Origin of the sequence: Prevotella melaninogenica, from assembly GCF_003609775.1 — a bacterium.
GTDB classification, from domain to species: Bacteria; Bacteroidota; Bacteroidia; order Bacteroidales; family Bacteroidaceae; genus Prevotella; species Prevotella melaninogenica_A.
The window spans coordinates 525587-541482 of record NZ_AP018049.1 but is presented as its reverse complement, the minus strand read 5'-3'; the positions used below and the strand labels follow the sequence as shown (position 1 = coordinate 541482).

13 protein-coding genes and 1 tRNA gene are annotated in these 15896 nt (G+C 38.5%); 5 read left to right on the top strand and 9 right to left on the bottom strand.

The window, feature by feature from the left end:
- Positions 1-47: 47 nt before the first annotated feature.
- From PMEL_RS02165 to PMEL_RS02150, 4 genes are all read right to left on the bottom strand, one after another.
- Complete coding sequence (locus PMEL_RS02165) at positions 48-1241, bottom strand: pyridoxal phosphate-dependent aminotransferase (protein WP_120173756.1); 1194 nt, start codon at positions 1239-1241, stop codon at positions 48-50.
- A 523-nt stretch (positions 1242-1764) separates the two neighbouring features.
- Positions 1765-2970, bottom strand: a complete 1206-nt coding sequence (locus PMEL_RS02160; RefSeq protein ID WP_120173755.1) for a bifunctional 3,4-dihydroxy-2-butanone-4-phosphate synthase/GTP cyclohydrolase II — start codon at positions 2968-2970, stop codon at positions 1765-1767.
- A gap of 27 nt (positions 2971-2997) precedes the next feature.
- Positions 2998-4920 (bottom strand): LptF/LptG family permease, encoded by a 1923-nt coding sequence (locus PMEL_RS02155; RefSeq protein ID WP_120173754.1) that lies wholly within the window; start codon positions 4918-4920, stop codon positions 2998-3000.
- Between the two features lie 400 nt (positions 4921-5320).
- Positions 5321-5713: an START-like domain-containing protein gene (locus PMEL_RS02150; RefSeq protein WP_120173753.1), complete on the bottom strand. Its 393-nt coding sequence runs from the start codon at positions 5711-5713 to the stop codon at positions 5321-5323.
- Between the two features lie 450 nt (positions 5714-6163).
- On the opposite strand from PMEL_RS02150, the gene PMEL_RS02145 reads away from it, so the two are divergent.
- A tRNA-Met gene (locus PMEL_RS02145) sits at positions 6164-6237 on the top strand.
- Between the two features lie 462 nt (positions 6238-6699).
- Here PMEL_RS02145 and PMEL_RS02140 read toward each other — a convergent pair.
- The gene (locus tag PMEL_RS02140; protein ID WP_004360420.1) at positions 6700-6867 is read right to left on the bottom strand and encodes a DUF362 domain-containing protein; all 168 of its coding nucleotides are present in this window, start codon (positions 6865-6867) and stop codon (positions 6700-6702) included.
- Between the two features lie 355 nt (positions 6868-7222).
- Between PMEL_RS02140 and PMEL_RS02135 the strand changes: the two genes are divergently transcribed.
- Together PMEL_RS02135 and PMEL_RS02130 are read left to right on the top strand one after the other, a co-directional pair.
- A complete protein-coding gene (locus PMEL_RS02135) occupies positions 7223-7969 on the top strand; it encodes a porin family protein (RefSeq protein WP_120173752.1) in 747 nt (248 codons plus the stop codon).
- A gap of 258 nt (positions 7970-8227) precedes the next feature.
- Positions 8228-8560 (top strand): hypothetical protein, encoded by a 333-nt coding sequence (locus PMEL_RS02130; RefSeq protein WP_120173751.1) that lies wholly within the window; start codon positions 8228-8230, stop codon positions 8558-8560.
- Positions 8561-9376: 816 nt separating this feature from the next.
- Here PMEL_RS02130 and PMEL_RS02125 read toward each other — a convergent pair.
- Together PMEL_RS02125 and PMEL_RS02120 are read right to left on the bottom strand one after the other, a co-directional pair.
- Complete coding sequence (locus PMEL_RS02125; protein WP_120173750.1) at positions 9377-10216, bottom strand: bifunctional metallophosphatase/5'-nucleotidase; 840 nt, start codon at positions 10214-10216, stop codon at positions 9377-9379.
- 20 nt (positions 10217-10236) lie between these two features.
- A complete protein-coding gene (locus PMEL_RS02120) occupies positions 10237-11001 on the bottom strand; it encodes a 5'-nucleotidase C-terminal domain-containing protein (RefSeq protein ID WP_120173749.1) in 765 nt (254 codons plus the stop codon).
- A 316-nt stretch (positions 11002-11317) separates the two neighbouring features.
- On the opposite strand from PMEL_RS02120, the gene PMEL_RS02115 reads away from it, so the two are divergent.
- Together PMEL_RS02115 and rplS are read left to right on the top strand one after the other, a co-directional pair.
- Positions 11318-13453, top strand: coding sequence for a TonB-dependent receptor (locus tag PMEL_RS02115; RefSeq protein ID WP_120173748.1), 2136 nt, complete (start codon positions 11318-11320; stop codon positions 13451-13453).
- A gap of 414 nt (positions 13454-13867) precedes the next feature.
- Entirely contained in the window at positions 13868-14230 is a 363-nt protein-coding gene (rplS, locus tag PMEL_RS02110; RefSeq protein ID WP_120174612.1) for a 50S ribosomal protein L19, read from the top strand.
- A gap of 354 nt (positions 14231-14584) precedes the next feature.
- On the opposite strand, the gene PMEL_RS02105 is transcribed toward rplS, so the two are convergent.
- Together PMEL_RS02105 and PMEL_RS02100 are read right to left on the bottom strand one after the other, a co-directional pair.
- Positions 14585-14869, bottom strand: coding sequence for a hypothetical protein (locus PMEL_RS02105; RefSeq protein WP_120173747.1), 285 nt, complete (start codon positions 14867-14869; stop codon positions 14585-14587).
- A gap of 602 nt (positions 14870-15471) precedes the next feature.
- The gene (locus PMEL_RS02100) at positions 15472-15846 is read right to left on the bottom strand and encodes a RidA family protein (protein ID WP_120173746.1); all 375 of its coding nucleotides are present in this window, start codon (positions 15844-15846) and stop codon (positions 15472-15474) included.
- Positions 15847-15896: the final 50 nt, after the last annotated feature.

Genomic DNA, 15896 nt, shown 5'->3' with positions numbered 1-15896 from the left:
ATGTACTGTTTCCACCTCATTTTTATTACTATCTACTCTTACGGACTCTATTTTAGTTTTGAAAGTACATCTTTGATGCGGCGAAGCGCTTCCTTTATATTTTCGTCACTTGTTGCGTAACTCATTCGGAAGCAGTCTGGAGCACCAAAGGCATCACCTCCCACTGTCGCTACACATCCTTCTTCGAGAATATACATAGCAAGATCTGACGAACTATTAATTACATGCTTACCATCAGTTTTTCCAAAGAAGCTGGAGCATTTTGGGAACAGATAGAACGCACCTTGTGGCACATTCACCTCAAGACCAGGGATTTCCTTTGCCAAACTAACTATCAGATCACGACGACGGCGGAATGTCTCACGAAACTCTGCTACACAAGTTTGATCCTCCACGTACGCTGCAACAGAAGCCATTTGACTAACGCTGCATGTACCTGATGTATATTGCCCCTGCAGCTTGTTGAGTCCCTTCACAATCCACTCTGGAGCAGCTACCCAGCCTATTCGCCATCCTGTCATAGCATAAGCCTTACTCACTCCATTACAAAGAATCGTACGCTCCTTCATACCTGGACAAGACGCAATACTGCAATGACCGCCTATATAATTAATGTGTTCATAAATCTCATCTGAAATAACAAACAAGTCCTCATGTGCCAATACAACCTTTGCCAAAGCATCCAACTCTTCTGCAGAATAGACACTACCAGTAGGGTTACTTGGAGAGCAAAGAATTATCATCTTTGTCTTTGGCGTAATCGCCTCTTCCAACTGCTCAGCAGTAATCTTGAAGTCCTGCTCAATTCCAGCAGAAACAACAACAGGCACACCACCAGCAAGTTTTACCATCTGTGGATAGCTTACCCAATAAGGTGCAGGAATAATCACCTCATCGCCCGGATTCACCAAAGCCAAAACAGCATTGCAAACACCCTGCTTACCACCTGTTCCGACAATAATCTCCGACGCGGCATAATCAAGATTGTTTTCCTTTTTCAGCTTCTTTGAGATAGCATCTCTCAAAGCAGGATAACCAGGAACAGGAGAATACTTTGAGAAGTTATCATCAATGGCCTTTTTTCCTGCCTCCTTAACATGATCAGGAGTCATGAAGTCTGGTTCTCCCACACTCATGTTGATAACATCAATTCCCTGCGCTTTCATTTCACTACTCTTCTGCGACATTGCTAATGTCTCAGAAGGTGCCAATCGATTTAAACGATCTGATAGTTGTGCCATTTCGAACTTTATCTTTCTTTTTAAATAATATCAAGTACAAAAGTACGCAAATTCATTTTGATAACGCAACTTTTCTTTCCTTATTTTATCTAAATAACATTTTTACTGCCGATTTGACAGTTTAAATCAAAGAATTATATAATAAATGCAGTCTTTATAAACGAAACTATACGAGCTGTAATTATACTCCTTCATTTATATACATATCGTATAATATTCACGAAAGACTAAAAATAACCCTCTGTCAACAATCCTTTTGTTTAGTACATATCGTCCGCACAATGTGTGCTAAGCCTCCGCACAAATAGTGCTAAGCCTTCGCACCATCCGTGTTTAGCTATTTCAAAATTGTAGCAAACCAATATATCCAATCATAGAAAGCATATTCTATAATGTAAAAGGGTACAATAAGGATGCTTTTGAAGTCTACATACAAAGAATCCCACCACAGAGAAACAAGTCATTTCTCTATAGTGGGATTCATTATAAGACTTATTAGCAAGTCTTCCTATTACTATTTTGCTTACAGATGCAAGTCATGTCCCATACGGTCACGCTTAGTTTTCAGATAGCGATAGTCAAACTTGTTTGGAGTAATCTCAATAGGAACATTCTCCTCAATCTCTAAGCCATAAGCCTCAAGGCCTACTCGCTTTGTAGGATTATTTGTTATCAAACGCATCTTATGAACCCCAAGATGACGCAACATCTGTGCTCCACAACCATAATCGCGTTCGTCTGGACGGAAACCAAGATGAAGGTTAGCCTCAACAGTATCAAATCCCTGATCCTGCAACTTATAGGCTGCTATCTTATTCATCAAACCGATACCACGACCTTCCTGCTGCATATAAATGATAACACCCTTGCCTTCTTTCTCAATCATCTCCATTGCCTTGTGAAGCTGTTCCCCACAATCACAACGCTGGCTACCGAGAATATCACCCGTTGCACATGATGAGTGTACGCGTACAAGTACTGGTTCGTTTTCTTTCCATGTACCCTTGATAAGTGCCATGTGTTCCAAGCCATTTGCTTGACGGAATGGAATCAGATGAAACATACCATATTCAGTAGGGAGTTCTACCTCCTCACCAACAACAATACTTGTTTCATTCTTCAGGCGATAGGCGATAATGTCTTTGATACTAATAATCTTCATATCCCACTCCTTTGCACGCTTCTGCAAATCAGGCATACGAGCCATCGTACCATCTTCATTCATAATCTCCATTAACACGCCAGCAGGGAAACAGCCTGCAAGTTTACACAAATCGACTGCAGCCTCTGTATGACCCGAACGACGCAAAACACCGTTATCCTGAGCATAAAGAGGATTGACATGACCTGGACGTCCAAAAGTCTGAGGAGTAGAGTTAGGATCAGCCAACGCCTTAATTGTTTCTGCACGATCATGTGTAGACACACCTGTTGAACAACCTTCTAACTTATCAACCGTAACAGTAAATGGAGTTCCCAATACTGACGTATTATCAGAAACCTGATGAGGTAAATCCAATTCTTCTGCACGTGAGAGCGTAATAGGTACGCATAGAACTCCTCGTGCATTCTTCAACATAAAGTTAACCTTCTCTGGCGTGATCATCTCAGCCGCCATAATAAGGTCACCCTCATTCTCTCGGTCTTCATCATCTACTACGATAACGAACTTTCCTTCCCGAAAGTCTTTCAGTGCATCTTCGATGCTATCGAGTTTAAAATCTTCCATATAGTTACTGATTTATATTATTTCTTATCAATAGCCCTTTGATTCTTCTTTTCCCATTATACGTTGTATCTCTGCAATAATCGTATCATTACAACTAATAATAGTACGAAGATCACGATAAAGACGCAAGCGGAAACGCCACATTCGGAAGTAGAAGAAAATACTAGCAGGTACTATAATTGCCGCAAGAATATTCGACCACTTATGATCGAATGGTCTTGTATGTGCCTTTACTGCTAATATTGGGTATTTATTCAGTTCTGTCATGATGACTTTGTTGCGTGTGTTACCCAAGTCTTCTATGACATTCTCAAGTTCATCGTTAATCTTCTCAATCACATGATCTGTATGATAGCGGAAGAACACCTTTATTACATTAGGTGCAGACTTCAGCCTACGTGTCTTAGCATATTCTGCAATCCTTACGTTCAAGTCGCTAAGTTGCTCTGCGGCCTTACTATAATCAGGGTCATGTAAGATAACCTCCTTACTTGCTATACTACGTTTCACACGTATTCCAAGCATCTTCATCAACAAGTTCTTGTACATATCAGCATTGAACACTGTTGAGTCATTGTTTGCCTTGTAGGTAAAGAAGATTGCCATCGGGATGAGAACAGCCATAGATAGTCCCTTACCAAACCATATAGCCCAGTCTCCCTGACGTGACATTCGATAGCCCGTATTATCGAGGATGTAAAATATAATAAACACGATAACGCTGATAATAATTGGAATACCCAATCCTCCCTTACGGATAATAGCACCAAGTGGCGCTCCAATAAAGAAGAAGATAATACATATCAGCGACAATGTGAACTTATTAATCGTCTCAATATCATGTAAACGGATTAATCTGTCGCCATCTTTGGTTATCATACTCTTGAAATCAAGGTCGCTAACCTCTTGCTGAACGGTTGACAAAGCTTGATCAACAACATAACGACGCTGATCGGCAGGTAGCTTTTTGAATACCGAATCTACATTAAAAGTCTTTTCTTTCGATAGTTTTATAGCCTGCTTCTTCTCAGCAGCTTTAAGGTTAGGTTCTCGATAGTAAACAGTCTGTGCATCCTTATAAAAAGCATTGCCCACACTATCATAAACATGTATCAAAGAGTCCTTGTCACGCTGTATCTTCTGAATACTTTTCGTACGGGCATCATTTGAGATACCAGCCATATCCGTAAGGTTGAAGTCACCATCAAAGTCAAGAACAATATGCTTGTGTGCAAATGTCTCTCGACGATAAGGAACACTGGCACTACTACCCATTTCTTGTGAGCGCATATTCTCAAACCACTCCCCACTCCATAGGTTCAGAACGAGATGCTTCTTATCCGCTGTAGACTGCAACATACCTGAGTCAGCAAGGATAATAGCTTGATCTTCATAGCTATCCGTCATTCGATACACCATAATATTATATAGGTGTCCTGTCTTCAGGTCTTTCTTTTCTACATAAAGGTTTGTTTGTGGAATACCATCATAGAAGATTCCTTCTGGGATTTCCAGTTCAGGACTCTTCTGTTTCATAGAGATAAGCAGCTGGGCTATGTGTTTATGCGCTATTGGTCCTACGTTATTCTGGAAATAAAAAGAACCAAAAGCAATAAAAATACTAATAACGATCAGTCCTCTGAACGACTGAATCAACGAGATACCAGCAGCCTTAATAGCTGTCAACTCTGAACTCTCGCCAAGGTTACCATAAGAAATAAGTGATGAAAGAAGAATCGCCAAAGGAAGCGCTTGTGGCACCATCATCAAGCTCATATACCAAAAGAATTGTCCAAGAACATCCATTGACAATCCTTTTCCAATCAAGTCATCAACATATCGCCACAAGAACTGCATCATCAACACAAATAAGCTGATGAAAAATGTTCCTGCGAAAAGCATACCAAACTGCTTGGCAATGAATATATCTAACTTCTTGATTTGAAACATAATATAATAACGAGAATCTTATCCTCCCTTATTTTATGTGCGAAGCTATTACAAACAAAAACAAAGAATTATTGTTTTTAATCTGTAGACTACGACTTACCTTTTGCAAAATTACATAAAAATATCAGAGTAATGGTCTTTTTTAGCATTTTTATTCTTTGACCTGTGTCTTTCCTATAACAACACCAACAATCCTATGTTATTATCTCCTGATTTCATACTTTTATTTTATCAAGAAACAATACTTCATTACAACAAAAGACGAAGAGGTTTTTTCATCTTCTACTATGATAATGGAAAGAACCTTACAAAGCCTCAGAAAAACAAAATAGAGTATATGAACGACTAAATTAAGATAGCATCATACACCCTACTCTCACTACAATATATTTGTAAACAACTACATTCCTGTTATACGATGTAGGCGATCAATATTCTGATTCCAGAGTTGTTCCAACCCTTCCACATCATCGTCCTCTGCAAAATCAGTTACAAGCAGATGATAGTTGCCAGCAATCTCACTGTGAAACATCTTTATCTCCCAATAAGAATCACTATCAGACGAATCCCAATGAAAACGAATGTAATTGTTTTTCACCATATCTACCACTGTTGCAGTATGCGTATCGTGCTCACGAAGTGGGTCGCCCCAAATAAAGGTTGCCACTTCACCCTCTATTGTAACGTCATCTGCCATCCATTTCATCAAACCAATTGGCGTACTAATCAGTGCCCACACAGCACTACCCGACCGTGTCTTCAATTCGTATTCCAGTTCGACTCTCTTACTCATCTTCAATTATTACGTTTAATATTATTCAATTTATAACTCTCTTTTCTCTGCTATCTACTTTCCAAAGACTTTTCACTTAATGACATTTTCATATAAGTTCATTTTTAGCAGTTGTACAAATAGTCGTTAGAAATAACATTGTTGATATCATGTTAAAACTACATTCTTCTTTTCTTGTACCAAACAGATAGACCTTCTTTCAACGAGTTAAGCCCCTATTTTATTGCCTTCGAGCATAACCGACAGATAAATTAGCAAACATTATCACAAGACATGAAATGTAGTTATCATACAAGCTAACAACATGTTATATAGCTATTCCTTCCTATTATCAAATGCAAATATAAAACTTTTTCTTGAATATCCGTTAAAAAAATGACTTAATATTTGCGAGTATGACATTTTCTTCATACCTTTGCACCCGCTTTCAAGAACGAAAGTTAAATGGACGGCGGGATAGCTCAGTTGGTTAGAGCGTCGGATTCATAATCCGGAGGTCCGGGGATCGTAGCCCCGTCCCGCTACAAAAAGGTTGATAATCATTATGATTACCAACCTTTTTTGTTTTCTATACACCCCAATGCACGTCTCAACATGAGTTTAAGTAGACAGAAAAAGATTTTATTATATAGCTATTCTTAACTTCATTGTACATACACATATCTTACAAGAATATTTTTGTTTCATTTTCCTGTCACTTTTAACACTTCGTTTATTTCTCTGTAAACTAACAAGTTAAGCACATACAACAAATGACAGCAGTGACAGCAAATTAAATTTCAACAATTAATCAAGCAGCTCCACAAACTAAATGTGTATCCACACTAAAAATCTACTGTTCTACGAAAACTTATCAGGAAGTAGCAACTATTCATAGCGTTCGCAATAGCTCCTACCAATAATTCCCATTACAAACTATCATAAAACTTACAAGGCGAGCCTTTCGACTCGCCTTGTGAATTTAATCAGTAACAGGTTATAAAACCTTATGGAAGGCTGATAGCCTCACTTGGACAAACTGATGCACAAGTACCACACTCAGTACAAGCATCTGCATCAATTTTATAGATATCACCCTCAGAGATAGCCTCTACTGGACATTCGTCGATACATGTACCACAAGCGATACAATCATTACCAATTACGTAAGCCATAATATAAATAATTTATAATGTTAATAATGTTCTTGTATTACAAATAGGCTTAATACCTAAATTTGATGATGCAAAGGTAGAAATAATTTCTTGAATTCCTAAGCATAATAGTAAAAATTACAAATATTTAGACGACATAAAAATAAAAAGTATAGGTCAAAAACAAATATAAAACACTGATAACATGATAATTAAATAAACTAAACCTTTACTATCAGAAAGCCATTCTGTCTCTTTCTAAATAAAAACATTCTAATTAACGCCTACCTAAAAAGGATGACACAACCTAAAAGATAGACAACAACTTCAATCATATAGACAATAAAACAAGAAGAAATACGTTTGAAGATTAATTATGAAAAGAATATTAATAGCCCTCACCCTATTGGCTTCCGTACTTACAAGCCAAGCACAGGAACGAAGAGTGCAGAACCGACCTTACACGGATCTGCGCGAATTCCATTTCGGTGTGCTCGTTGGTACACATCTACAAGACCTTGAGCTCAATAATGTTGGACTACAGATGGTCGACCTTGACGATGGCAATGGATTGGTTCAGAAGATTGTTTCAGCCGACCAAGACCGTTGGGATGCTGGATTCACTGTGGGTGTATTGGGTGAGTTACGACTCAATTCTACCTTTCAGTTGCGTATGGCTCCTGCCATGTACTTTGGCACACGACATCTAACTTTCCGTAATATAACAGACCTTAATGCACAAGGAGAGCCTACCGAGCAGGTGCAAGAACTCAAAACAGCATACGTTTCTTGCGCTTTCGACCTCATTGCAGCCGCTCCTCGCTTTAATAATCATCGCCCATACGTGATGTTAGGATTGAATCCTATGCTCAATCTCTCAGGTAAAGACAATGATTATATCAAGCTCAAACGTAGCGAAGTATTCTTAGAAGTGGGACTCGGCTGCGATTTCTATCTCCCTTATTTCAAGCTACGCCCAGAGTTAAAGTTCATGTACAGTCTTATGAACAGTCTTGACAAGAGTCATGCAAAGAACCTCCAAGACAAGAATATGCTCATGTACACAAACTCTGTTAACGAAACACGAGCAAAGATGATAGCCCTTACTTTCTACTTCGAGTAGATCCCTTATTTGCCAAATAAACAGATTGGGCATAAAAGTTAAATATCGAAAAAAAACTTACTGAAAACAAACAGAACCTATGCAACTTTGAAGTCGAACTTCAAAATTGCGTAGGTTTTTTATTAAAATATCAATTTTACTTGTCCGAATGTCTTTATTTATATAACTTTGGAGCGTAAGTTCAAAATCGCTTCGATTAGACTTATAAACTTACACATTTACTGAATAACAAACCAAAGTTCAAAAACTAAAGAAATTATGAGGAAGTTTATTATCCTAACCATCGCACTCATAGCAAGTTTGAATATGAATGCGCAAACAAAAGAAAAGCAAGATAGTCTAAACATACCAGTATATCTTATAGATGGAGTTGAAGTGCAGAGTATTGATAACCTTGACCAAAAAGATATTATCAGTGTAGATGTCATCAAGAATAGTGCGCTGACAAGAATCTTTTATCCACGCACTGGCGGTATCATTAGCATTACAACAAAATCAAAAAAGTATCTGAAGCCTCTTATTCAAAAGCATCAGGAAAATATGAAGAAAGCAAAGAGTGACAAGAAGCCTGGGCAGATTTACATAAGATAAAGTTTGTTATACCTAAATTTAACAATTTCCAAGAGACGCTATAAAAGGGTCTTCTATCAAGTACATAGATATTCTTCGTATAGCTTTAATAGAAGAGCCAAAGATATACATTAAACAAAAAGACAATCAAGACAGCCTTGGTTGTCTTTTTGTTTATCCTCCAGCACTGAGAACCTTTTTATTTAAACAGGTCAAAAAATTGCAGACAAGACATTGAAAAATCATTACATAAATTCGTATAAAACACCTAAAATAAAGCAGAAAAATACGTATAAAAAGCAAGGTTGCAATCAACAGTAAATCAATTAGTTATGAAGTCGCACAAGAAAAGGTGCTTAATTGGACTTCAAAAGGGCGTTACTTAGACTCCAAAAGGGCATCTATTGCAAGTCAATTAGGCCTCTTTTCAAAGCCAAAAGAGCATGTCTTAGTTTCGAGTCACACGAAAATAGTTTACAAATATCAATTAGAATAAGAACAAGTTGTTTGAAGAAGCGAAAAGACATGGTAATAGATAGAGATTGTCTTGATTTGCCTTTCCTATATTTTATCTTGTAACTTGCCCCCTTATAAGACCATTTGTTTTTGGATAATCATACTATATAAGTATAAAACCTTTATTCTATTTCTAACTATCCATTTAACAGAAGAACCTTAAAAAGGTATGAAGAAGTAGTTATATAAAGCATATATTCGTATGCTATAAGTACGCTATTAAAGAGCATAAAAACCTATGGGCTGTATCAATAAGATTGCCATTGACAATCATACTGATACAGCCCACATTATTTATATAGGTCTTATCGATTAAAAGACTTACTTTTTCTTCTTCATATCAAGCACTAACTTACCCACATAAATAGCATGCTTGCCATTCTGATCGACACCAATCATTTTGTCATCGAGATCTTTTACATATTCCAATTTATTAAGGTAAGTATGTGAGTGACCACCGAGTACAAGGTCTATGCCGCGAGTTCCTGCGATAACTTCCTCATCGCTGACACCTTCTATATTCCATCCAAGGTGAGAGATACAGATAATAAGGTCGCACTTCTTAGCCTTCAATTCGTTTACAATCTTCTGTGCGCAAGCGACAGGATCGTTATAAACAATTGGGCCATAGTTAGCTTTCACTACCAAACCATCCAATTTTGGAGCAAGTCCGAAGACACCAATCTTCAGTCCGTTGCGTTTCAAGATGATATAGGGCTTAACCAACTTCTCTAACTCTGTACCCTTGAAGTCATAATTTGCACAAACGATTGGGAAGTTTGCCTTCTTGAAGAGGCGTACCATATTCTCCAACCCGAAGTCAAACTCATGATTACCAATCGTAACAGCATCATAATGCATCTGATTCATCAGCCCAACTTCAACATCACCCTTAAACATTGTGTAATAAGGTGAGCCTTGCGAGAAGTCGCCACTATCAAAAAGCAGCAAGTCAGGGTTCTTCGCACGTTCCTCTTTAAGCATCGCAATACGACGTACAAAACCACCACGATCAGCCTTCATCGTATCAGCAAGATTAGGACTGAGCGGATAAATCTGACTATGCGTATCGTTAGTATGGAGGATTGTCAGTTTCTTATTCTGTCCAAAAACGACAACCGCCATGAGACAGAAAGTAATCAATAATATGTTTCTTTTCATTTTCCTAACTCCTTAATTGTTTATTCCACGCGGATACGTCCTTCTGTGTGAGCATTAACCACCTTACCTTGAGCTGTCTGCTCTTTAAAATAGTTCATGATGATAAAGCGTGTATTGTTACTGCTTTCCTGTGGTGACACAACACTTGTTGCCGACTTGAAAGCTTCCATTTTATCATTTCCTTGTGCCAAATAATCGAGCGTTGCGATACGATAACTTGCCTTTGGGTCAATTTCCTTACCATGCAAACGAGCTGATTTTAACTTATGGTCACGTGTAAAAACAAGTTCTACACCATGACTAACAGCCTCACCACCAGTATGCGCCATCTGTGAGAACAGTTCCAAAACCTTCTCACCAGAAAGTGTTACAAAGCATATTTTATTTTCAAAAGGAGCAATATCTAACACATCCCCATAGGTAACCTTACCCTTAGAGAGTGCTGCACGAATACCACCCATATTATAAACACCAAAGTCAACCTTCTCATTATAATCGCGTGCAGCCCACACCATGATGTCTGCCAACAGATTAGAGAGATCGCTCTCTGGGCGGTGTGCCACCATATCGTGGTCAACCTCTCCCACAACAGGTCCCATCACCGAGTCAACCTTGTGCTTAAATGGTTCCATAAACTTTGCAGCCCCTGCATCAGGAGTAGCATCATATCGATTATCAACCAGCACACGTGTACGCTGAATGCCTGCCAACTCATAATGAGAAGAACATCCTGTCAACGCTAATAATGCTGTTAATCCAGACAGATAAACCGTTTTTTTATACATATATAATGACTTTTATAGTTCTCATAAATATTTATCAGAGTAGGAAATAGCCCTACTTTGATTAACTTCCAACGTCAACCACCCTACTATGCTTAGGTAACATCGGAAGTCGATAATATTCAAAAAGATAATGCAAAAGTAAGAAAAAAAAACGAATCAAATGCTTGTCGCATTATTAAAGATATATTGTCACATGGAAAAATACGTTCAAAATAAAGCGCATAGAACTACATATACCTCATTTTAGGTATTGCACGTTCTATAGAATATAAATACTTTTGCAGAAGTTTATTAACACTCATAGGATTGTATTTATATGAAGAAAGAAACAATTTATCTATCTCTCGCAATGCTTACAATGGCAACAATACCTTGTAATGCACAATCAGAAGAGATAAAAGACTCCACATTACATCTCGAAGAAGTAACTATCAGTACCACACGTATGCCTGAAATAAAGCAAAATGCGGCTGCAACAGTTACGATTATTGACCAAAAGCAAATAGCAGAAATGAGCAAGGCAGCTCCCGACATCACCCATCTCTTGGGCATGCTCACGCCTGGTATGGCTCTATCAAGTAATACCACAAGCTCTCGCGCACAATCACTTCGTGGAAGAAGTGCACTCATCCTGATTGATGGTATACCTCAATCAACTCCTTTACGTTCAACAGACCGTGATATCCGAACCATCGATATCGCTGCTATCGACCATATAGAAGTAGTAAAAGGTTCTACCGCTCTCTATGGTAATGGAGCTATCGGTGGATTGATAAACATCATAACTAAGAAGAATAACACAAACAAGTCTGTAGCTGGAGAGACGACTATCTCAGGTTCAACTTACAATTTCTTCCGTCACGGGAAAGGGCAAGGTTATCGCATCAACCAGCAAGTTTATGGTCGTGTGGGACAGTTTGATTATCTCGTAAATGGGGCTTTCGGACGTACAGGTAGTGCTATTGATGGTGATGGAAAGTTTATCTCTCCACGCTACGGACTCGGTGATACCTATACAACAAACGTACTTGTTAATCTCGGTTATTCCCTATCTCCAAAGAACAGAATCGAATTGATGTATAATTACTATCGTAGTTTGCAAGATACGAAATTGATTCCTTTCGGTGGAAAGTACCTACAAAGTCCTTCTATTGGTATAATTGGTAATAAGGACCCACAGGCTGTTGACGAGGGAACAAGATACAATCACAATGCCTACCTCAAGTTTACATCAAAGGATATATTCAAACATACCGACTTAGAAGCATCTGTTTATGGTTCGGGAATATATACTATCTTTGACTTCCGTAAGGCTGACCCAGCAAAGCCAAGATGGGAAGAAACAAGCGGACAGTCGGCTGTTAAAGACCGTAAGTTTGGTTTCCGCACTCAGTTTAACACTCGACTTATATTCTCAGAGAATGCTTTTGCACATTTAGCATACGGTTATGACTATCTCTACAACAAGACATCTCAACCATTGGTAGATGGTAGATATTGGGTACCATGGTTAACAAGTAACAATCATGCACCCTTTATCCAAGTGAAGACCACACTTTGGCAACACCTAAGCCTCAAATTAGGAGGACGTTACGACTTCATTAATGTAAACGTACCAGACTACGATGTATTACGCAATAAGCTTTCTGACCCACAGGTTCAGGTCAAGGGAGGAAAGCTAAAGTATAATAATATGTCTTTTAATGTGGGTATTTCTTATAACAAATATCCTGCTTTTCAACCCTTCGTAGCCTACTCTCAAGGTTTTTCTATCTTTGATTTAGGACGTACATTACGTGCTGCCAAGGCTGATGTACTCTCTAAGATATCAACAGAACCTGTAAAAACAAACAACTACGAGATTGGTGTTTACTCTGACATTAACCATTGGTTGCAGTTGAATGGATCTGTTTTCTACACCTATTCTAAGCTTGGAAGTGACCTCAAGATTGAGAATGGTTTCTGGATAGTAAACCGTACTCCACAGAAGGTATATGGCGTTGAATTAAGTGCAGATGCACAAATCCTCAGTAACTTAAAGGCTGGTGCTAATCTCTCATGGTTCGAAGGTAAGCTCAAATCAGCATCTGGAGATTGGGACACATACATGTCGAATATCTCCATTCCAGCCGCTAAGTTGGGAATGTATGTCAACTATGCTCCTGTAAAGAACACCTATGTTCAGTTACAATACATGCACACAGGTAAGCGTGACAGATTTACCCCTAACGCATCAGGAGTATATAACGAGGGTGAAGGAATCGTAAATCGCATCAACTTACTAAACCTTACTGCAGGCGTAAAGATGAAGGTTTGCGACTTAAGTTTAGCAGTATCCAACTTATTAAACTACACCTATTATACACCAGCGTCTATGATGATGGCACGTAATGCAGAGTATGCTCATGCAGACGGACGCAAGATAACCCTGACAGCGGTCTTTAAGTATTAAGATTTATCCACCCGAGTACTAACATTCATATAACAGACCAGCCAGACTCTTTGAGCCTTGCTGGTCTGATGTTTTTATAGCAACCCTATTATTCCTTTTCTCATAAGCCAGATGTTAGCAGTTTACTGTTATTGAGAGTGTCAACTATAAATTCCCCTTACCTATTCCTTTTGCCATGCTCTTACCCACTATATAGAATTGTTTATTGCGGTAAACCGAAAGAAATAAAAAGCTTATGCACACAAATATCTAATTATCACACATAGTACACATCAAAATAAAAAGCACAGAATTACTTTGTCGGTTCAGAAAAAAGCAGTAACTTTGCACCGCTTTTCGGCGTAACCGCTGAACATGGAAGAGTCATGGATTACGTTACGTTGGAACGACAAACAATATTTAATTAATAGAAAAATGGATTTAATTAAAGTTGCTGAAGAAGCATTTGCAACCGGCAAACAGTTCCCAGAGTTCAAGGCTGGTGACACTATCACTGTCGCTTACAAAATCGTCGAGGGTAACAAGCAGCGTATTCAGCTCTACCGTGGCGTAGTTATCAAGATTTCTGGTCATGGTGAGAAGAAGCGTTTCACTGTTCGTAAGATGTCAGGCACCATCGGTGTTGAGCGTATCTTCCCAATCGAGTCACCAAACATCGATTCTATCGAGGTGAACAAGCGTGGTAAGGTTCGTCGTGCGAAACTCTACTACCTCCGTAATCTTACAGGTAAGGCTGCACGTATCAAGGAGAAAAGAACCGTTGCTGCTGAGAAGTAAGCCCTTGGAAATCCAAGAAAATAAAAGTCCGAAACTTTTGGTTTCGGGCTTTTTTATTTACCGATTAATAGGCTCATTAGAGTTTCTTTGTTGGTAAAGCCAATAAAAGAAGAAGGAAAAGACTTTTAATATTGAGCTATACAAAACTCCTTCTTATTAGTTTCCTTACGCATTAAGAAAAAGAGTTCTCACCACAAGGAACCATATAAATAATGTAGGGACATACGCTTTGCTTATCTCATGACAGGTATCTCCTGCGGATAAACATACCGTATGTCCCTACAATCTTTCACAGATAACCCTTCAGAGCATCCCCTCCATGATTACCATCTACTCTATATCTCTACAGAGTAATTAATCTTCATAATTCAACCCAGCATCGTTTTCACCATGCAAAGCTGCACTTAAATCCTTCCAGTTTTGGAAACCTGCAAACAGAGCCAGCCTATCTAATGTTTTTTTAGAAGGTTTTTCCTTCCCCTTGAAATAGTCAACAACTTTCTTCAAAGATGACGATTCCAAGTGAATGTGATGAAATGCTAACCTGCTTGACAATCTCTCCAAATCAGAAGCCAGTTCTTTGCGGATATGCGCCTTTTGACCAAGCTCCTCGATAATGGTTCTAAGCTTCTTTTTCATACCTCATTTTTCAACATATACTAACGTGTTGCAAAAGTAATAAAAGATTGTCTAATTAAGTAATATTCAACGACTTTTCTTAACGTTAAATATGTTAATTAAACTTGTAAACAAAGAGTGTAAGATTAAATTACTTACTTTGCGGTGCGGAATCTCTTTGAAATAAAAAACATTCTATCATTTTGGGATAAACAAACCCAGAATTAAACAAGTATTACTGAGGATAGAATGGCATTTTCTTTACCTCTCCCTAACCTCATCCAAACGGCTTATCAAGTGACGTTTAGTACTTAGCACATCATGTGCGGAGCGTTAGCACGACACGTGCTAAGCATCAACACCTCACGTGCGGGACATACGCACAACAATAGAGAAGAGACGAAGCAACCCAATTCTTAAACCTAATGAACTATTACCTACAGTGACAGAACAACATTTAAACATTTTGTTTAAGTATGAGAAAACAATAACAAGATAAAAAAAGAGTCCTTTTATAAGGATAGAAATAGAACATTATCCATTACAAAAGAACTCTTATATTCCGTCATTTCAACCGAATAGCATCATCAGAAAGAGTATGCAATTAGGCTAATCAAATCGACTTATTTCACTGCAATGCACTCAATCTCAACAAGCGCACCCTTTGGCAAAGCCTTTACAGCGAATGCAGAACGAGCAGGATAAGGCTCCTTGAAGAACTCGGCATAAACTTCATTCATCGCAGCGAAGTTCTCCATATCAGAAAGAAATACTGTTGTCTTAACAACATGAGACAGGTCTACACCTGCAGAAGCCAACACATTGCGCGCGTTAGTGAGTGACTGGCGAGTCTGTTCCTTCACACCACCCTCAACAAAAGCATTGGTAGCTGGGTCAATAGGAAGTGAACCAGATGCGAAAATAAAACCATTGGCTTCGATAGCCTGACTGTAAGGACCTACTGCAGCAGGTGCCTTGTCTGTGTGTAATGCTTGCATATCTTTAAGTAATTTAAAGGGATTAAAGGAGTCAGAGGGAATTCAGCCTG